Source organism: Exiguobacterium sp. s91, from assembly GCF_018618915.1.
GTDB classification, from domain to species: Bacteria; Bacillota; Bacilli; order Exiguobacteriales; family Exiguobacteriaceae; genus Exiguobacterium_A; species Exiguobacterium_A abrahamii.
Genome location: NZ_JACSMZ010000001.1, coordinates 1,210,743 through 1,225,814, shown reverse-complemented (window position 1 = coordinate 1,225,814; position 15,072 = coordinate 1,210,743). Strand labels below are relative to the sequence as shown.

Annotated in this window: 26 protein-coding genes; 12 read left to right on the top strand and 14 right to left on the bottom strand. The window is 47.5% G+C overall.

What is annotated here, in order from left to right:
* Position 1 precedes the first annotated feature (1 nt).
* Together KNQ06_RS06215 and KNQ06_RS06210 are read right to left on the bottom strand one after the other, a co-directional pair.
* Positions 2 to 532 carry a nucleotidyltransferase family protein gene (locus KNQ06_RS06215; protein ID WP_215147573.1) on the bottom strand — a complete coding sequence of 177 codons (531 nt, stop codon included), beginning with the start codon at positions 530 to 532 and terminating at the stop codon, positions 2 to 4.
* Complete coding sequence (locus KNQ06_RS06210) at positions 529 to 1,116, bottom strand: TetR/AcrR family transcriptional regulator (protein ID WP_215147571.1); 588 nt, start codon at positions 1,114 to 1,116, stop codon at positions 529 to 531. Before KNQ06_RS06210 ends, KNQ06_RS06215 begins: the two co-directional genes overlap by 4 nt.
* Before the next feature lie 154 nt (positions 1,117 to 1,270).
* On the opposite strand from KNQ06_RS06210, the gene KNQ06_RS06205 reads away from it, so the two are divergent.
* Together KNQ06_RS06205 and KNQ06_RS06200 are read left to right on the top strand one after the other, a co-directional pair.
* Entirely contained in the window at positions 1,271 to 1,987 is a 717-nt protein-coding gene (locus KNQ06_RS06205) for an ABC transporter ATP-binding protein (RefSeq protein WP_215147569.1), read from the top strand.
* Complete coding sequence (locus KNQ06_RS06200) at positions 1,987 to 3,015, top strand: ABC transporter permease (RefSeq protein WP_215147567.1); 1,029 nt, start codon at positions 1,987 to 1,989, stop codon at positions 3,013 to 3,015. Before KNQ06_RS06205 ends, KNQ06_RS06200 begins: the two co-directional genes overlap by 1 nt.
* Here KNQ06_RS06200 and KNQ06_RS06195 read toward each other — a convergent pair whose 3' ends face one another.
* The gene (locus tag KNQ06_RS06195; RefSeq protein WP_215147565.1) at positions 3,016 to 3,720 is read right to left on the bottom strand and encodes a hypothetical protein; all 705 of its coding nucleotides are present in this window, start codon (positions 3,718 to 3,720) and stop codon (positions 3,016 to 3,018) included.
* Positions 3,721 to 3,802: 82 nt separating this feature from the next.
* On the opposite strand from KNQ06_RS06195, the gene KNQ06_RS06190 reads away from it, so the two are divergent.
* From KNQ06_RS06190 to KNQ06_RS06180, 3 genes are all read left to right on the top strand, one after another.
* Positions 3,803 to 4,147, top strand: a complete 345-nt coding sequence (locus KNQ06_RS06190) for a DUF2200 domain-containing protein (protein ID WP_215147563.1) — start codon at positions 3,803 to 3,805, stop codon at positions 4,145 to 4,147.
* A 12-nt stretch (positions 4,148 to 4,159) separates the two neighbouring features.
* On the top strand, positions 4,160 to 4,330 hold the full coding sequence (locus KNQ06_RS06185; protein ID WP_215147561.1) for a hypothetical protein: 171 nt from the start codon (positions 4,160 to 4,162) through the stop codon (positions 4,328 to 4,330).
* A gap of 68 nt (positions 4,331 to 4,398) precedes the next feature.
* Positions 4,399 to 4,608: a hypothetical protein gene (locus tag KNQ06_RS06180; RefSeq protein ID WP_064299809.1), complete on the top strand. Its 210-nt coding sequence runs from the start codon at positions 4,399 to 4,401 to the stop codon at positions 4,606 to 4,608.
* Positions 4,609 to 4,667: 59 nt separating this feature from the next.
* Here the strand turns inward: KNQ06_RS06180 and KNQ06_RS06175 are convergent, their stop codons facing one another.
* From KNQ06_RS06175 to KNQ06_RS06150, 6 genes are all read right to left on the bottom strand, one after another.
* The gene (locus tag KNQ06_RS06175; RefSeq protein ID WP_215147559.1) at positions 4,668 to 5,210 is read right to left on the bottom strand and encodes an NADPH-dependent FMN reductase; all 543 of its coding nucleotides are present in this window, start codon (positions 5,208 to 5,210) and stop codon (positions 4,668 to 4,670) included.
* Between the two features lie 45 nt (positions 5,211 to 5,255).
* A complete protein-coding gene (locus KNQ06_RS06170) occupies positions 5,256 to 6,239 on the bottom strand; it encodes a ring-cleaving dioxygenase (RefSeq protein ID WP_035397186.1) in 984 nt (327 codons plus the stop codon).
* 59 nt (positions 6,240 to 6,298) lie between these two features.
* Complete coding sequence (locus KNQ06_RS06165; protein WP_215084123.1) at positions 6,299 to 6,733, bottom strand: MarR family winged helix-turn-helix transcriptional regulator; 435 nt, start codon at positions 6,731 to 6,733, stop codon at positions 6,299 to 6,301.
* Between the two features lie 136 nt (positions 6,734 to 6,869).
* Positions 6,870 to 7,493, bottom strand: coding sequence for a Type 1 glutamine amidotransferase-like domain-containing protein (locus KNQ06_RS06160; RefSeq protein ID WP_215147557.1), 624 nt, complete (start codon positions 7,491 to 7,493; stop codon positions 6,870 to 6,872).
* A gap of 24 nt (positions 7,494 to 7,517) precedes the next feature.
* Positions 7,518 to 8,276 (bottom strand): aminoglycoside phosphotransferase family protein, encoded by a 759-nt coding sequence (locus tag KNQ06_RS06155; RefSeq protein ID WP_215147555.1) that lies wholly within the window; start codon positions 8,274 to 8,276, stop codon positions 7,518 to 7,520.
* Entirely contained in the window at positions 8,273 to 8,698 is a 426-nt protein-coding gene (locus KNQ06_RS06150) for an Lrp/AsnC family transcriptional regulator (protein ID WP_215147553.1), read from the bottom strand. Before KNQ06_RS06150 ends, KNQ06_RS06155 begins: the two co-directional genes overlap by 4 nt.
* 136 nt (positions 8,699 to 8,834) lie before the next feature.
* On the opposite strand from KNQ06_RS06150, the gene KNQ06_RS06145 reads away from it, so the two are divergent.
* Complete coding sequence (locus KNQ06_RS06145; RefSeq protein ID WP_215147551.1) at positions 8,835 to 8,993, top strand: DUF1272 domain-containing protein; 159 nt, start codon at positions 8,835 to 8,837, stop codon at positions 8,991 to 8,993.
* 35 nt (positions 8,994 to 9,028) lie between these two features.
* On the opposite strand, the gene KNQ06_RS06140 is transcribed toward KNQ06_RS06145, so the two are convergent.
* Both KNQ06_RS06140 and KNQ06_RS06135 read right to left on the bottom strand, forming a co-directional pair.
* The gene (locus KNQ06_RS06140) at positions 9,029 to 9,493 is read right to left on the bottom strand and encodes a DUF4188 domain-containing protein (protein WP_215147549.1); all 465 of its coding nucleotides are present in this window, start codon (positions 9,491 to 9,493) and stop codon (positions 9,029 to 9,031) included.
* Between the two features lies 1 nt (position 9,494).
* Positions 9,495 to 10,031: a PadR family transcriptional regulator gene (locus tag KNQ06_RS06135; protein ID WP_075642403.1), complete on the bottom strand. Its 537-nt coding sequence runs from the start codon at positions 10,029 to 10,031 to the stop codon at positions 9,495 to 9,497.
* 147 nt (positions 10,032 to 10,178) lie between these two features.
* Between KNQ06_RS06135 and KNQ06_RS06130 the strand changes: the two genes are divergently transcribed.
* On the top strand, positions 10,179 to 10,451 hold the full coding sequence (locus tag KNQ06_RS06130; RefSeq protein ID WP_214770276.1) for a hypothetical protein: 273 nt from the start codon (positions 10,179 to 10,181) through the stop codon (positions 10,449 to 10,451).
* A gap of 5 nt (positions 10,452 to 10,456) precedes the next feature.
* On the opposite strand, the gene KNQ06_RS06125 is transcribed toward KNQ06_RS06130, so the two are convergent.
* Complete coding sequence (locus tag KNQ06_RS06125; protein ID WP_214770279.1) at positions 10,457 to 11,014, bottom strand: histidine phosphatase family protein; 558 nt, start codon at positions 11,012 to 11,014, stop codon at positions 10,457 to 10,459.
* Positions 11,011 to 11,673 carry a Type 1 glutamine amidotransferase-like domain-containing protein gene (locus KNQ06_RS06120; protein ID WP_214770282.1) on the bottom strand — a complete coding sequence of 221 codons (663 nt, stop codon included), beginning with the start codon at positions 11,671 to 11,673 and terminating at the stop codon, positions 11,011 to 11,013. The genes KNQ06_RS06125 and KNQ06_RS06120 overlap by 4 nt, the downstream gene beginning before the upstream one ends.
* A gap of 90 nt (positions 11,674 to 11,763) precedes the next feature.
* On the opposite strand from KNQ06_RS06120, the gene KNQ06_RS06115 reads away from it, so the two are divergent.
* The 5 genes from KNQ06_RS06115 to KNQ06_RS06095 all read left to right on the top strand — a co-directional run bounded on the left by KNQ06_RS06115 (position 11,764) and on the right by KNQ06_RS06095 (position 14,639).
* Positions 11,764 to 12,483 (top strand): alpha/beta fold hydrolase, encoded by a 720-nt coding sequence (locus KNQ06_RS06115; protein WP_149427442.1) that lies wholly within the window; start codon positions 11,764 to 11,766, stop codon positions 12,481 to 12,483.
* A gap of 81 nt (positions 12,484 to 12,564) precedes the next feature.
* A complete protein-coding gene (locus tag KNQ06_RS06110) occupies positions 12,565 to 13,272 on the top strand; it encodes a hypothetical protein (protein WP_214770288.1) in 708 nt (235 codons plus the stop codon).
* Positions 13,273 to 13,282: 10 nt separating this feature from the next.
* Positions 13,283 to 13,987, top strand: a complete 705-nt coding sequence (locus KNQ06_RS06105; RefSeq protein WP_149427443.1) for an AAA family ATPase — start codon at positions 13,283 to 13,285, stop codon at positions 13,985 to 13,987.
* A gap of 105 nt (positions 13,988 to 14,092) precedes the next feature.
* Positions 14,093 to 14,431 (top strand): hypothetical protein, encoded by a 339-nt coding sequence (locus KNQ06_RS06100; protein ID WP_214770290.1) that lies wholly within the window; start codon positions 14,093 to 14,095, stop codon positions 14,429 to 14,431.
* Complete coding sequence (locus KNQ06_RS06095; protein ID WP_167507574.1) at positions 14,421 to 14,639, top strand: helix-turn-helix domain-containing protein; 219 nt, start codon at positions 14,421 to 14,423, stop codon at positions 14,637 to 14,639. The genes KNQ06_RS06100 and KNQ06_RS06095 overlap by 11 nt, the downstream gene beginning before the upstream one ends.
* Here KNQ06_RS06095 and KNQ06_RS06090 read toward each other — a convergent pair.
* Positions 14,614 to 15,024 carry an SRPBCC family protein gene (locus tag KNQ06_RS06090; RefSeq protein WP_149427447.1) on the bottom strand — a complete coding sequence of 137 codons (411 nt, stop codon included), beginning with the start codon at positions 15,022 to 15,024 and terminating at the stop codon, positions 14,614 to 14,616. The two genes, KNQ06_RS06095 and KNQ06_RS06090, sit on opposite strands and share 26 nt — an antisense overlap.
* Positions 15,025 to 15,072 lie beyond the last annotated feature (48 nt).

Genomic DNA, 15,072 nt, shown 5'->3' with positions numbered 1-15,072 from the left:
GTTAGTTCAGCCATTGACCTATCCGATTCCTTATTGCTTTTGGAAGAACGAGTCGTCTCAGCTGTTCCAGTCGCTCTCGGTCCACTTTCTGTTTCGTAAATACGTCTTCGATCATCGTGACCTTTTGTTCCCGTCCCGGAATCAGTTGATAGATGACGTACCAATCGACGAGTGCCATGAACGATAGTCCAGCTGAATCGATCGATTGTTCATCAAACGGATAGACGAACACACCCTCGCCATGGCGAATCTGCAGTCCGCTCATCAGATCAAGATCGATTCCTTCGATCATAAATTCTTGGAATACTTCCGTTGCATAGAGTGACGTCTCGTCTTGTTCAACGACAGTTCCCATCTCAGATAACAATAGGACTGCCCGTTCGGCGTCCGCTAACGCGACGACGAGATCGATGTCGCGCGGAGTGACAGGCAGTCCATGATGGTGTAACAATAATGAACCCCCGATACCAAAGTGAATCTGTTCATGCTGCAAACACGCGACGACTTTTTCTAACACTTGCTCAAGACTCATCGTCGGAACCCCGCTGCTCGAAACGGCCCTTCCATCGAAATCGTAAAGATGATTCGCGCAATTTCATCCGGTGATGTCTCGTTTGAATGGCTCAACCAGGATTCGATGACACCGAGATGAGCGGCTGAGAGATAGGCAATGAGATAATTTTCTGGAACGAGCCGTTCTCCTTGTTCCGGTAGTCCTGAAAACAGAATCTGTTGCATGTAATCACGTACCCGCTTTCGAAACATCCCGTCACTCGTCGGACTGAGTAGGATCCGCATCAGCGTTCGGTGTTCATAAAGAAACGTTAGAAACGGAATGATTCGTCGGTACGGTGAGTCCTCTTTTTGGTTGATCAGGACAAAGGGAATCTCGCGTTCAAACGTCGCTTCAATCTTTTCAAAAATCTCATTCGTCATCCGCTCGAGTAGTTCGTATTTATCCGCGTAATGATGGTAGAACGTCCCGCGGTTGACTTCCGCCCGATCCGTCAACAACTTGATCGTCACAGCATCAAAGCCGACTTCGTCGATCAGCTGAAGGAACGTCTCACGAATCCTCCGGTCGGTCCGGATAACGCGTAAATCCTGTTTTTTCATCGAAATCGCCTCTTTCTTCAACATTTTAGAAGGATGTGTCGCTTAAGCGACAGATGGACGTCAACTGGTCATTGCTCCCAGTTTCTCTCCCTTTTATAATGAAATTAATCAACACGTTGTTCAATAATTATTTCATAAAAGGAGGGAGAATACGATGGATTTACAATTGCACGGTGTATCAAAATCGTTTCATCAACAGAACGTCCTCCAACAGATTGATCTTTTGATTCCGTCCGGTGAGATTTGTGGGTTACTTGGTCCGTCAGGTTCTGGTAAGACGACACTGATTCGTTTGATGATTGGTGCGATCCAGGCAGACGCAGGTTCGATTCAGATTGGTGACACTTCGATGCCAAGCTTCAAGATGTTATCGCAGATCGGTTTCATGCCACAAAACGATGCTTTGTATGAGGATTTATCGGGGCTTTCGAACCTACAGTTTTTCGGTTCCCTATACAACATGTCCCGTCAGGATTTAGCAAAACGCATTGAGGAGGTCTTGACACTCGTCGATTTAACGAATGATCAAAAAAAGCTCGTTCGCCATTATTCCGGCGGGATGAAGAAACGATTGTCCCTCGCCATCTCAATCTTGCATCGTCCGACCGTCTTATTCCTGGATGAGCCGACCGTCGGGATTGATCCCGTGTTACGCCGCCAGATTTGGAATCAATTCCAAGCGATTCGTGCGCAAGGTACGACGATTGTCGTCTCGACCCACGTCATGGATGAAATCAATGAATGTGACCGGGCAGCATTGATCTATAACGGTCGGATCATCGCCTACGATCCGCTCGACCGTTTGCTCGCACAGACTGAAAACGGTCAGGTCGAGGAACTATTCCTGCTCGCTGGAAAGGACGTGACGTGATGTGGCAACTCGCACGACGGGTCATCCGTCAAACGTTGAACGATAAACGAAGCGTCGGACTGATTTTACTTGCTCCGTTATTGATCTTCACCTTGATCTATTTCCTACTTGGAAACGATGACTACACGCCTGTCGTCGCCATCAGTCAAGATGTACCGGCTCCGGTCTCACAAGCGATCGAAAAACAGGATCTGTCGCTTAAAACGTATAACGGCAGTGATGCGGACGCCTATCTCAAAGATCATGAAACGGTCGACGTCGTCTTAGAGATGAGCGACAATCAGCTGTCCTTAAGTCTCCGCGAACCATCGACGAAAAGTTCGAAAGCACTACGCGAGATTCAAGCTGGACTTGCGTCACTGCAACCAACGATGCAACTTGAGACGAACTATCTCTACGGCGATGTCGATCAATCGACGTTTGACGCGCTCGGTTTCGTCTTTTTATCCTTGTTTTCCTTCTTTTTCGTCTTTATCTTATCGGCAATGGCACTCGTCAAGGAACGCAGTGGCGGAACGCTCGAGCGATTGATGATGACACCAATTCGCCAAACGGACGTCATCTTCGGCTATACGCTCGGTTATAGCGTCTTCGCTTCCATCCAAGCCATTCTTGTTGTCCTATATGCGACGACCGTTCTTGATTTGCCATCAGATGGTTCGATCATCTGGGTCTTCCTGACGATGCTTGGACTTGCCGTCGTCGCGGTCTTGTTCGGGGCAACGATTTCAATCTTTGCCCAGTCTGAATTACAAGTCGTCCAGTTGATTCCCTTTACGATCATTCCGCAAATCTTCTTCTCGGGTTTGATTCCGCTTGATTTGATTCCGTACGGACTCGGTAACATCGGATATATCACCCCGATCTTCTACGGGGCGAGTGCAATCAAGGAAGTGCTTGTCTACGGCAATGGTTGGTCAAGCATCTGGCCGTTCTGGCTCGGACTATTCCTTTATGGTGCAGCACTGTTCCTCTTAAATATGCTCGCCCTCAACAAGTATCGTGGACATCAAAAAAGACACGGCTGATTATACGAGCCGTGTCTGATTTTGCTTAAGTTGTTCAAGGAAAGCAGTCCGTCGAGAAGAATCAAGTGTCTGCTCTGCCACGTCGGCATACCGAACGAGCTGATAGACCTCACGCGGAACCGTGACCTCTAGGCGTGTTAACCACTCCGTCAGCGTCTCATGTGTCCGTCGCTGTTGCGCTGGAGCAAGTGACCGATTGAACGCGCGCACTGCTTCACGAATTTTTGAATCAAGCATACTGTCTTCTGATGAGGACTGGACTTCAGGCGTTAGCGTTAGCGATAGAGCGGTTCGTTTTGGTTGATGCCTTGGTGGAAATGACCACTGCATGCGGTTGAATCGTTGTCGACGATACAGATAGAAGATGATCACTAAAGCGACCATCCAAGGAGTCACACGTACGATTTGATTGATCGCATCTGTCAAGAAACCTTTCCCAAGCTCAATCGGTTTTTTCTTTTTAGGTTCCTTCCGATATCCTTCGTGCCCGCTTTTTGAAGAATCCAGTTGTTTGATGATTTGCTCTTTTTTCGCATAGATGACCTTTTTAGTCGGTAAAATCGTACTCGGAACACGTACCCAGTTTCCTGTCGATTGATCAATCGGTGGATCGATCAATGCCTGATACGATAGTTTTACACCTACGACGCCTAAAAATAGTACTAGGCACGTCATGAAAGTCATTCCAATGATTCGACGTCTCATTTCATCCTGCACCTCCAAACCGACTTAAAATCCTTGACACAAGACCTTTTCCCATATGTTACCATGAAAGGAGGCGATTCAGATGAGTTACGAAAAAGTATTTCAAATGCCGATGCAGCAGCTGTATCAGGTATACCGTCAAAAAGTCGAGCGCAAGCAACGGACGCAAGACGAGCTTGATGAAGTGCTGTTCTGGTTGACCGGACACACGCAATCAACTCTTGAACAAGCCATACAAACCCAAACTGTCGCAGCCTTTTTCGAGCACGCACCCGACCTGAACGAACGCCGATTTTTAGTCACTGGCGTCATCTGCGGGATTCGTGTGGAAAATCTAACGGATCCGCACATTCGTAACATCCGGATTCTCGACAAACTCGTCGATGAATTGGCGAAAGGAAAAGCGTTAGCTAAAATCTTACGATAAGGAGGAATGCTGATGTCTACTTTACTCAGTACACTGGCGATCCTCGTCATGGTGACCAGTGTGACCTATTTCATCGTCTATCAAGTCAAACGAAGCAAAGGAACCCATCGTTCACCCGTCTATCGACTTGTCTTTGGTGGTCTGTTGGTCGGCTTGATGGTCAGTTATTTTTTGCTGACGTGAGTCGTGATTTTTAATTTTAACAATAAAATCATTAATACAGTATTTGAAATAATAGAGGAGGTATACGCTTGCAACTTCGAAAATGGATCCTTCCGCTTTTGCTACTCATCTGTCTCGCCTCACCGAATGCCGCAACGACATATGTGAAATGGACGGTCGCTCCAACAGGTCACTATCTCGAACGGCTTCAAGCGGCTGACATTCCTTACAAAGTCCGCCAACACACGCTTTACGTTCAAGAAAAGGATCTGCGCCGCGTCACGTCGTGTTGTACATGACAACGATAGAAAACCCCCTCATTTCAGCGAAATGAGGGGGTTTTCTGATCAATCACGATTTAGCGAATTGTTTTTAATGCTGTTGCCCACGGGATGACTTGATCGAGCATTTGGTTGACCGATGTTTCTTGAACGGCTGCCGCTTTTAAGACCGATCCGTTCTCGAAATCAGTGAACAAGGATAACGCCGGATGCACCCGGACGTCGGCGATCAATAACTCACCTAAGATGCCGCGCAAATGTTCGGCTGCCCGTGCCCCACCGACAGAACCATAAGAGACGATCCCTGCCGCTTTGTTGTTCCATTCGACACGTAGATAATCGAGCGCGTTCTTGAGTGACGCTGCAATCGAATGGTTGTATTCCTGGACGATGAAGACGAAGCCGTCTTGTGCTGCGACATCCTTCGACCAAGCAGCAGCACCCGACGCATCCCCATTCTTTTCACCTAGAAGCGGTAATTTGTAGTCGGCGATATCAAGAATCGTGTAGTTTGCATCCCCCCGTTGATCGGCGAGTTGTTTGACCCAGTTCCCGACTTGTGGGCTGAGGCGTCCTTCACGTGTGGATCCTAAGATGATACCAATGTTTAATTTCTCCATTTTCATTTCCTCCTCGTATTTAGATGCTGTCAGTTCACTTTCCTATTAAAGATATTCTTTTTCGATCTTGCGCGTACTCCGGACCGTATCGATTGGACGGACCATTTGTTCGATTTGTGCTCGTTGTGGCTCGAGGAATGGTGGTAATGACAATTTCTCCCCGACCGTTTCGTATGGCTCATCACCCATGAAACCAGGACCATCCGTTGCCCACTCGAACAAGACACCGCGCGCGACACGGGCATAAAGGGACTCGAAGAAGAAGCGATCGACGTAACCGGATGTGTTGAAGCGAAGCTGTTGCATCCGCTCGATCCATTCCTGTAAGGCAGCCGTATCTTCAACTCGGAAAGCGACGTGGTGGACCGTTCCGAATCCTTGACGTCCGCTTGGTAGAACGACGTTGTGCTCAACGATGACTTGGGCACCGTTTCCGCCTTCGCCCATCTCGAACAAGTGCAGGGAACCAGCTTGATCGACTTCGCGCATCAACATCGCTTGTTCAAGTACCGCTTTTAAATTGTCGAATTCCGCGATCCGGATGTGAATTGGACCGAGTCCCGTGATCGCGAACTCGAGTGGTACCGGACCGTTTTGCCACGGTGTGCCGGAAGCGACACCTTGATTATGCTCGTCAGAGATCAACATGTATTGTTGCTCATCAAAATCGACGAACGAGAGCGTCTGCTTACCGAATTGTTCTTTGATACCACGGTGCTTGACGTCGTATTTGTCAAAGCGTTTAATCCAGTATTCGAGTGCCGCATCCGTTGGTACACGGAACGCCGTCTTGAAAATTTCATTCGTTCCGTGTGACCCTTTTTGAATACCTGGGAAATCAAAGAACGTCATATCCGTGCCGGCAGATCCTTTATCATCGGCGAAAAATAAGTGATACGTCTGGATGTCATCCTGATTGACGGTCTTCTTGACCAATCGCATTCCTAGGACGTTCGTAAAGAAGTCATAGTTTTTCTCGGCACTGCTCGTAATCGCTGTCACGTGGTGGATTCCTTTTAATTCATTCATGAAAAATCGCTCCTTTAATGGTTATTATCTTGAATTCGAGATATCAGCCTAAAAATTTTTTATTGTTTTTTTGCTTGATAGCCGATCGTTTTGGCTGTCTCGATGAATGCTTCGAGTTCTGACGGGGCTATTCCTTGAAATACTTGATTGATTGCTTGCTCGTGCTTTGGAAAAATAGCTTCCATCAGTTGGTGTCCTTCAGAGGTCAGTTCCGCAAATGTCACACGCCGATCCTCTGGACATGCTTTTCGGACAACGTAATTTTTCTTTTCGAGCTTATCGATGACATAGGTGATGCTACTGCTGGTGATCAAGACTTTTTTCCCAATCAATTGAATCGGTTGCCTGCCCCTGTGAAACAGCAACTCAAGAACCGAAAAATCCGTCGGGTTCAATCCCCATTGCGCAACATCCTTCTTGATGACTTCATGTAACGCATCAACTGCGCGCACCATGACCGTCAATGCTTTCAAGTTCGGATTCGGTCGTGTCATTTCGTTCACCTCTTTTGTATCTTCAATTCATATATCTTTAATTCGAGATAAATATACCATCCTGATTTTTGTTCGTCAACTGTTTTGAATCACTTTAAATGATGATAAACACTTTAGATGTTCGAAGCGTTTATCATCATTTAAAACAAAGCATGTGCCCTTCTCCTAATCGATAGTGATCTGTCCCAGAAAGAATATACGCCGTATCATCAGGTAATCCGATCGCGTGATTCATTTGAGGCAGGTGTTCCTGAAAACGGGTTGCCCGTTTTTCCTGGTTTAAATGAGGACAGATACAACCGCTCAGCCAGCCTTGCCCCGTATCCAGGCAATAGTCCGTTCCGTCCTCACTCGTACGGATCCCGTATTCCATCGCATAGATCGCTCCAGCACTGACACCGACGTACCATATTCCACGCTTAACGGCTTGTTCAAGCCATAGATCCATGCCTTTTAGAGCAAGCATCTGAACGAGTAACGGATAATTGCCACCGCCGACATAAAGAATGTCGGCACACTCTATTAATCGTCGTTGCGTCGCCATGGATTGTTCGTCGTCAAATAGCGTGACGACCGAGACTATCGCTCCAAGTGCTTCATATGTATCTCGAAATTGGTATTGGTATAACGATTCATCTCGACTTGCCGTCGGCAGGAAGACGATATGTGGCGCGTGTTTCGTCAGTTGAACGACATGCCGATTGATGAATTGATGAGACGGAGCAACCAGTTGACCGCCTCCGATTAGCATGAGGTTCATCTTTTTTCTCCTTTGCAACGCTTTTTAGAAAAAGGAATACAGTCCGTGTTCGTAATAATCAAATTCTCGTTTAGTCAGTCGCTCAAAACGGTAGCCTTCATAAAAGGCATCAAGGGCTGACGGATCATCGATGATTGGACTGATCGCAAGAGCGATGTCATACCGCCGATCGCCCGGTCTCATCGCTCCGACATCAATGAACGACAGCGTTCCGTCCGTCGCGATGAACAGATTGTCCGTCGTACAGTCTCCATGAATCCAACTGGCAGTTATCGGCTCCGGACAGGAGGACTTTAATCGTTTCAGTAAATCCAACGTACCGGAAGTCCAAGCAGATGCGACATAACGTTCCGCTGTCATAAGTCGTTCCGTTAACCACTCCTGTGACGTTCCCCCTGTCGTACGTTGATGAAACTGGAAAAGATACGTTCCGAACGCTTGCCACAGCTGAATCCGTTGCTCGCTTGTCGCCTGTCTTAAAGCTGTCGTCAACGTCATCCCGTCTCGCCACTGCATCAAGAGATGGTTTTGCTGTTCCGTCTTAAAAAAACCAACGTACTCAGGTAGGAACCCTGGTTCTCGTTGCATCCATTCTTCTAAGACAATTGCTTCTTCTGCGAGCCATTCTAGGTATCTCGTTTCCGTAGCAGTCTTTAGTAAGTAACTCCCTTTCTTTGCTTCAATCCGGTACACAATCGAAGTTCCCCCTTGCTCAAAAAGCTTTTCGACGTGCCCGATATCCCCCGTCAGTTGTTCGATCCGTACACGGGTTGCTTCCGTCATACCGTATATCCCGTGAACGGCACTGGCGTCGACAGTCGAATCCAGGTCGACGGTTTGCCGTAGACCGATGCGTCATCGAGGAAACGTTCCAGCGTTGTAACGGACGCCGTTTGCAACTTGACCATGAAGTTATAGCTACCGGTCAGGCGATGACACTCGACGACTTCTGAATGTCCTTTACAAAATTCAATCAAGCCTGCGCAGCGTGTCTCTTCGAACATGACGACCGCGAGTAACCCTTGCGCGAGTGCTTCCGGATTTATGACAGCGCGGAATCCTTCGATGATTCCCGCGTCCTCCATTTTTCGGACCCGTTCGATGACGGCAGGTGCCGATAACCCGATCTGTCGTCCGAGTTCCGACCATGGAATCCGGGCATCATCTTGCAGAATCCGGACAATCTGTTGATCAATTTGATCCATTTTTCATCTCCCTTTCGAATTAAAACCACTTTCTTCAAATTAACATGGAATCAAAGGAAAATATAGCCTTTCCCTATGTTCTCCTACTGTGCTCATCAAAATGCTTTTCTTATACTAATTACAGGAGGTGATACATATGGAATCAACCTGTGTCCGGTGTCAAGAAACGATTGAAACGACGGTCTATCAGTGCTCGCACGCTTGTACGTTTTGCGAACCGTGTACGAAAGCGCTCGATCATATTTGCCAAAACTGCGGGGAGATGCTCGAACCCGTCACGCCAGTCGCGACATAAAAAGACGGATGCCTCGGCACCCGTCTTTTGTCTATTTAGATCGTCTCTTGTGATTGTCGCTCGGCTAAGCGCTCTTTTGCTTGTTCTTGATGCGGCTTAATCGCCGACTCCCCGAGTGCTTTCGCTAGACCTCGTGTTGGAAGATTGACATACATCGACTCATAATTGCTGACTTCGAACGTCTCATGGAAGATCCCGACCGCTTCTGATGTCCGTGCCTTCTGATTGAATCGTTTCCACGCCGTCAAATGACGGGAACCATGGGCATATGCCATCAATTCTTCCGTCGAACGCCAATACTGAATCAACGTCACGGAACGCCAACCGACAAGTGACTCATGCGAAATCAGACCGACATCGTTTTCATAACACTCTTGTAGCATCGGTCCCATCGCTTGGACCGTCGGTAACCACTGCCGGACAGAACGTAGGCGATTGATCCGTAAACCGATGATGAACACGACGACGTCTTTGTTCGGAGTCGCAATGATCCGTTTCATGTCAATTTCCTCCTTCAAGGGTCTCAAGGGAAGCGTCGCACCAGTCGAGTAACGCCCGTGTCTTCCGAATGCCATAATCAAGCGTCAATAACCAATAGACGGCATCATTCGAGTCAGGATAAGAACGAATCATCGCATCGATCGCTTGATACGTCTCAAGCCGTTCTTCGAGCAATCGCGCGTGCTCCTGAATTTTCTGCAACGTGACCTCTTTTGAAGCATGTCGAGCGAAGTACAGCTTCAACAACAGGTCGTTCCGTTGCACCGGCAGTTCGACGGACGGTTCAGCGACCCACCTCTCGAGCTCTGCATGCCCGTTTTCCGTCAGGGCGAATTGTTTCCGTTCCCCATCCGTGACCTCTTCAACGATCAAACCTTCCGCTTCTAACCGTTTCAGCGTCGGATAGACTTGTCCGAAGCTGATTTTCCAAAAGTGATTCAAGCTCGTATCGATCGTGTGTTTCATCTCATAACCAGACGTACATCCGCTTGCAAGAAGTCCGAGAATCGCATAACGGGTCATATTTTCTTTTGGCATCGGTCCCTCCTATATCTAAAAGATAGTATCTTTTAGATATAGTTCCCGTTCATTCAAATGCCAAACAGGAAATTTACTGGATGAAGCAGGAATTCTCATTTTAAATCCGAATTCTTGTTCACATACTTAATTAAAAGGAGTTCTCACATGACATATGCTAAAACTTCTCTCTTCTTTAGTTTGCTCGGTCTGCTCATCGCCTCTATGATTTTCCCGCCGCTCAACTGGTCGTTCGGACCAAACTCGATGCTTACGATACCGATTGGACTTGTCATTTATCTGTTTGGAATCGGACTCGGGATCGTTGCCATCAAACGACGCGAACCGGGAATTCTCAAATACGTTAGTCTCGCCTGTGCCGTTCCACTTGGTGTGTTACTATTGCTCTTTCTCGGTTTCATCTTCAGCGGGCAGATTTAATCATTTTACAAGAGTTGTTCATGAGACGTTTTCCCGTCTGCATCGAACGTCAGCTGATGGATTGCTGGACTCCCCATCGCGCCCAGCCACTCATTTGCCGGTCGCCCAGTGTAGTGTTCAAGCACTAACGCCAACACGAGACCATGCGTCGCGACGACCAATCGGTGGTGCGGGTGGGTTTTACGTAGCTGATCGATGGCTACTAGAGCACGATTGCGTGCTATTTGATTCGACTCTCCACCTTTTTGCGCGTAATCATCATTTTGGAATGATCGCTTCAACAGTTCTTCTAGCCGTTCAGGTGATAAACGTTCGTCTGTTTCCTGAAAACACCGTTCCTGAAACGCTGCCTCGTAGATCGGCAAACCTCGTTGCTCAGCAAGTGGGCGAACGGAGTCCATCGCCCGTTGCATCGGACTCGAGTAGATGGCGTCAATCGGCAGCGCTTCAAAGAACGCTACGAGTTCCTGCGCTTGTTCTTGACCTGCATCCGTTAATCCCCGCCCTCGATCACTGCCTGTTTTGATCGATTCGCAATGGCGAATGAAATAGAGCGTCCTCATCGCAACTGGACCCACTTTCCTTCAGAAATCACGTCTACGTTCGAACCGATAACACGGATCGCTGTCGCGTCGTCGATCGCGTACGCCGGATTCGTCAATGTCTCAGCCCAAGATTTGGCAGCTTGTAAGTGATTATCTGGTAATTGCGGATGATCGAGGTGTGGGAAAATTGAAAAGTCAACGAGACCTAATGTTGCGTCCGATTGCTCCGGCGTCTTTTTCCATCCAACGAAATCTGTTCCGATTCGTGGCGTAAGGACCATGCTACCGGCGCTCATCCCGACATAAACACCGGTCAGTTGCGGTAATAGTCGATCGAAGCCCGATTCGACGAACCAGTGATATAGAAAGAGTGGATCACCACCATTAACGAGAATGACATCCGCTTGTTCGACCGCTGGTTGCCAAATTGCTGAATCAATTACCGAGACCGCTGATAATTCCAACAGACCGACTGACTTCCATCCTAAATCGACCATCGGTGCCTCATCTTTTCCTTGAATGAAGTTGACAGCGAGGTCCGTTCCTCTGCCTAATGCGTAGGAAGCTGTCGTGATCGCAATGGCATGGCATTCCTCAATCGGTTTTCTGAGCATCTCGCGTAACGCTTTGTGAATCGATGGATTTTGTATTCCACCGGACGTTAATAAATAGTCCATCATCATACCTCCAGTCCTTTGCTTCAGTTTACAATATTTGTTTCTTTCTGGTATCCTTACTTTTATTCCCACTAGAATAGGAGGAATCATATGTCTTTCGATTTAATGACGTTACCTGAAACGACGTTACACTATCGTCTGATTCTCGGAACTTCCGATCAACCGACGTTTATCTTTGAAAATGGATATGGACAAGATCTTTCAACCTGGCAACCAATCATGGATCAAGTTGAAGGACTTGGAACGATCTTGATGTATGACCGTACGAACATCGGTGGTAGTATGCAGTATGATTCCGAGACTAGTCGCCAGAGCGTGAATCGCCTTCGCCGTTTGATCCATACCTTATCTCTCAAACCACCCTTTATTCTTGTGGGTCATTCCTATGGCGGCACGTTAGTTCGACAATTTGCATCGCAATATCCAAGTGAAATAAAAGGTCTATTGCTCATCGATGCAACACCAGAATCCTATATTCAACGCTTCTTACCAGTGATGCCAAGCACGTTCCAATCCATATACAAAAAACAATTCACGCTCGAATGTACATACGAAGATTTTAAAGAGAGTATTGAAGCGACGAACGTCGATGTCCTCTACCCATTTCCAGTCGTTGTTCTGTCTGCTGGTAAAAAGGATCATTATTCGCGTGAGGCGCAACTATTGTGGCACGAATTGCAACGACAAACTGCTGCACAGTCGATTCAAGGCTTGTTGATCGAAGTTCCAAACAGCCGGCACTTCATTCAACAGGATGCCCCCCATATTGTTGTCGATGCGTTACATCGTTTGATTTCAGGTGATTCTTAAGCTCTTTTCAAAGGAACTATTTCCCATTTCCAAACGTATACTTAATATAAGCTTGATTCGACACACTGATTGGAGGCACATATGTATTCGATTCCTAGCTATTTCACACTCTACTTAAAAATCATGCTAACCGATAAGATTCCGGTCTTTTGGTCGTTGATTTTCCCGTTGATTCTCGCCTTTGTCTTCGGGTCACGCCTCGACTTCACCGAGAACAGTTTCCTCTCATTCCTCGCGCTCTTTTGGGGCTATATCTTACTTTCGATTTACGTGAATGGCATCGGACTCCAACTTGCCCGGATGCGGGAGCATGGTTTGATGAAGACGTATATCATGATTTCCGGTAGTAAGATTGGTTGTATTCTCGCACTCGTACTCGTTCAGCTCGTGTTCGCAGCCGTTAGTTTGACGGTCTTTACGACGATCCTGATGCTTGTATTCGGCTTCTTCTCACCTTTGACGTTGTTACTCGCTTATCTCGTCTTGTTGCTCAGCATCCCGCTTGCTTTTGCAAGTATCGCCTTGACGATGCTTCCGGCAAAGATTTCGAGTATGTCGACATTAATCAACATCGTCATGTATCCCCTGTTCTTGTTCGCAAGTAACCAACCGGATCGCTGGTACAGTTACTTGAATCCTTTTTATGTCATGAAAACACTTGGTCTCGCCGTCTCTGAGCACGTTACGGGAGCATCGTTACTTATCTTGACCGTCGTACTCGTCGTTTATCTGTTACTTGGTCTATTCTCTGTCAAACGCTTTAATCTCATGTCATTGCTGACCCGATAGGAGGATTCAGATGCACGTTCAACACGTACGCTTCAACTATCCGAAATCACCTGATCTGTTACACGATGTCTCCTTTTCGCTTGTTCCCGGAAAATTGAACGTCTTGATCGGGATGAACGGTGCCGGGAAAACGACACTGTTTGATTGCATGACCGGTGCCTTACCGATCACGTCCGGAGAACTGGACTTACCCGATATCTCGGACATTCTCTATTTGACGCAATTCATCTATTACTCGGATGAATTAAAGGGTAAGGATGTCGCCGTCTTCGTCGGTCGGCTCGCTCGTTTGAAAGCATATCGCAAGCAAGAGACGTATACGCGTCATCTGAAACAGCCGCGAGAGCTTGATTTATTCGCTCATCTGTGGGAAATGAAAATCGGTAAGATGTCCGCTGGCGAAAAGAAATGGTTGTTCGTCACCCTGTTGACGACAGTACCACGTTCGCTCTACATCTTTGACGAGCCAACGAGCGGGGTCGACCCGGCAACACGGCTTCATATCATGCGACGCTTCGAGCAGATGACAGCAAACGGTCAAACGTGCCTCTTCTCGACGCATCAATTACACGATCTATTGCATACCGATGCCCATGTCATCTTCCTTCATCACGGTCGTATTTTGTACGAAGGCGACTTCAAGGATTGGTTGAACCGATTCGAGACGACCGATCCGGACGTCGCGTTCGTTCAGATGCTTGAACTGGCAGGATAACGTTAACCACCTCTATTTTGGAGGTGGTTTTTTTGTAATATTTGAAATATAGGTTTTCTAAAAACATGTAAAGGATATACACATTATAAGAAAGGAGGTCGTCCGATGAACTTCATTTCCGGTCAAGCTTTTATCACGATGATGGATTCACTTTTCAACGAAGAGGAATGGAATCGACACGTCCTATACGTCACTGCGAATTCAGCAGCGATCCACTTACAAAAACGATCTACCACCATTCTCTCGCAGCCTATGGAATGTCAGATTTCGTTTCTCGTGCATTTACCAACGCTAGAAAAACGACTGATCGTCAAAACGAATCAACAGGAGACGCGTCAATTTTTCTTTGATTCAATGGCTTCCATCGATTGTATGTGCAATAGTATAATGCCGTGGGCGAATCCAGGGAGATTCAATGAGGAGGAAAACGTTCATGTCCACTAACACTCTTGAACAACGCATGAATGCCGTCCTCGATTGTTTGGCGGCCGCAAAGGACTACCAACGCATCGCCGGACGGCATGATGTGTCGTATCAACAATTGTATAACTGGGTCCGGCGCTATGAGAGCGGCGGTATTCCTGCCCTGACGGATCGCCGTGGCCGGAAGTTACGAAGCGAACGACTTACTTCGACTCAGCATACGCTTTGAACCGATCAAGGATTGCCTGCCAGCCCGCTTGTTGCATTTCAGGCGGGTTGCTTGTTTCGGCATCAAACGATTCGACGACTTCGGTCTGTTGCCCGTTCCGAGAGAAGTCGATTGTCACCTGGCGACCATCTTCGAGGACATACGCAATGCGTTCGTAAGGAACGATTGTCTCGTATGTACCCGTGAAATCAAACCCGATGCTACCATCTTTTGCTTCCATTCGATTCGTGAATTGACCACCGACCGTCAAATCATTCGTTGACGCCGTCGTATGCCAATCGTCAGACGCTGCGTTCCAGCGTTTGATGTCTTCTGGTGCGTTCCAGATCTCCCACACGGTCTCGATCGGACGGTCAATCACGGCTTGAATCGTTAGTTTCGTCATCTTTCTTCCTCCTTACTAATTGAAGTTCCCTCCCTATTTCGAGGACGA

What these genes read in the sequence shown, in the direction of transcription:
- KNQ06_RS06215 (WP_215147573.1), bottom strand. Translation starts at nt 532, where the DNA reads ATGAGTCTTGAGCAAGTGTTAGAAAAAGTCGTCGCGTGTTTGCAGCAT.
- KNQ06_RS06210 (WP_215147571.1), bottom strand. Translation starts at nt 1,116, where the DNA reads ATGAAAAAACAGGATTTACGCGTTATCCGGACCGACCGGAGGATTCGT.
- KNQ06_RS06205 (WP_215147569.1), top strand. Translation starts at nt 1,271, where the DNA reads ATGGATTTACAATTGCACGGTGTATCAAAATCGTTTCATCAACAGAAC.
- KNQ06_RS06200 (WP_215147567.1), top strand. Translation starts at nt 1,987, where the DNA reads ATGTGGCAACTCGCACGACGGGTCATCCGTCAAACGTTGAACGATAAA.
- KNQ06_RS06195 (WP_215147565.1), bottom strand. Translation starts at nt 3,720, where the DNA reads ATGAGACGTCGAATCATTGGAATGACTTTCATGACGTGCCTAGTACTA.
- KNQ06_RS06190 (WP_215147563.1), top strand. Translation starts at nt 3,803, where the DNA reads ATGAGTTACGAAAAAGTATTTCAAATGCCGATGCAGCAGCTGTATCAG.
- KNQ06_RS06185 (WP_215147561.1), top strand. Translation starts at nt 4,160, where the DNA reads ATGTCTACTTTACTCAGTACACTGGCGATCCTCGTCATGGTGACCAGT.
- KNQ06_RS06175 (WP_215147559.1), bottom strand. Translation starts at nt 5,210, where the DNA reads ATGGAGAAATTAAACATTGGTATCATCTTAGGATCCACACGTGAAGGA.
- KNQ06_RS06170 (WP_035397186.1), bottom strand. Translation starts at nt 6,239, where the DNA reads ATGAATGAATTAAAAGGAATCCACCACGTGACAGCGATTACGAGCAGT.
- KNQ06_RS06165 (WP_215084123.1), bottom strand. Translation starts at nt 6,733, where the DNA reads ATGACACGACCGAATCCGAACTTGAAAGCATTGACGGTCATGGTGCGC.
- KNQ06_RS06160 (WP_215147557.1), bottom strand. Translation starts at nt 7,493, where the DNA reads ATGAACCTCATGCTAATCGGAGGCGGTCAACTGGTTGCTCCGTCTCAT.
- KNQ06_RS06155 (WP_215147555.1), bottom strand. Translation starts at nt 8,276, where the DNA reads ATGACGGAAGCAACCCGTGTACGGATCGAACAACTGACGGGGGATATC.
- KNQ06_RS06150 (WP_215147553.1), bottom strand. Translation starts at nt 8,698, where the DNA reads ATGGATCAAATTGATCAACAGATTGTCCGGATTCTGCAAGATGATGCC.
- KNQ06_RS06145 (WP_215147551.1), top strand. Translation starts at nt 8,835, where the DNA reads ATGGAATCAACCTGTGTCCGGTGTCAAGAAACGATTGAAACGACGGTC.
- KNQ06_RS06140 (WP_215147549.1), bottom strand. Translation starts at nt 9,493, where the DNA reads ATGAAACGGATCATTGCGACTCCGAACAAAGACGTCGTCGTGTTCATC.
- KNQ06_RS06135 (WP_075642403.1), bottom strand. Translation starts at nt 10,031, where the DNA reads ATGCCAAAAGAAAATATGACCCGTTATGCGATTCTCGGACTTCTTGCA.
- KNQ06_RS06130 (WP_214770276.1), top strand. Translation starts at nt 10,179, where the DNA reads ATGACATATGCTAAAACTTCTCTCTTCTTTAGTTTGCTCGGTCTGCTC.
- KNQ06_RS06125 (WP_214770279.1), bottom strand. Translation starts at nt 11,014, where the DNA reads ATGAGGACGCTCTATTTCATTCGCCATTGCGAATCGATCAAAACAGGC.
- KNQ06_RS06120 (WP_214770282.1), bottom strand. Translation starts at nt 11,673, where the DNA reads ATGGACTATTTATTAACGTCCGGTGGAATACAAAATCCATCGATTCAC.
- KNQ06_RS06115 (WP_149427442.1), top strand. Translation starts at nt 11,764, where the DNA reads ATGTCTTTCGATTTAATGACGTTACCTGAAACGACGTTACACTATCGT.
- KNQ06_RS06110 (WP_214770288.1), top strand. Translation starts at nt 12,565, where the DNA reads ATGTATTCGATTCCTAGCTATTTCACACTCTACTTAAAAATCATGCTA.
- KNQ06_RS06105 (WP_149427443.1), top strand. Translation starts at nt 13,283, where the DNA reads ATGCACGTTCAACACGTACGCTTCAACTATCCGAAATCACCTGATCTG.
- KNQ06_RS06100 (WP_214770290.1), top strand. Translation starts at nt 14,093, where the DNA reads ATGAACTTCATTTCCGGTCAAGCTTTTATCACGATGATGGATTCACTT.
- KNQ06_RS06095 (WP_167507574.1), top strand. Translation starts at nt 14,421, where the DNA reads ATGTCCACTAACACTCTTGAACAACGCATGAATGCCGTCCTCGATTGT.
- KNQ06_RS06090 (WP_149427447.1), bottom strand. Translation starts at nt 15,024, where the DNA reads ATGACGAAACTAACGATTCAAGCCGTGATTGACCGTCCGATCGAGACC.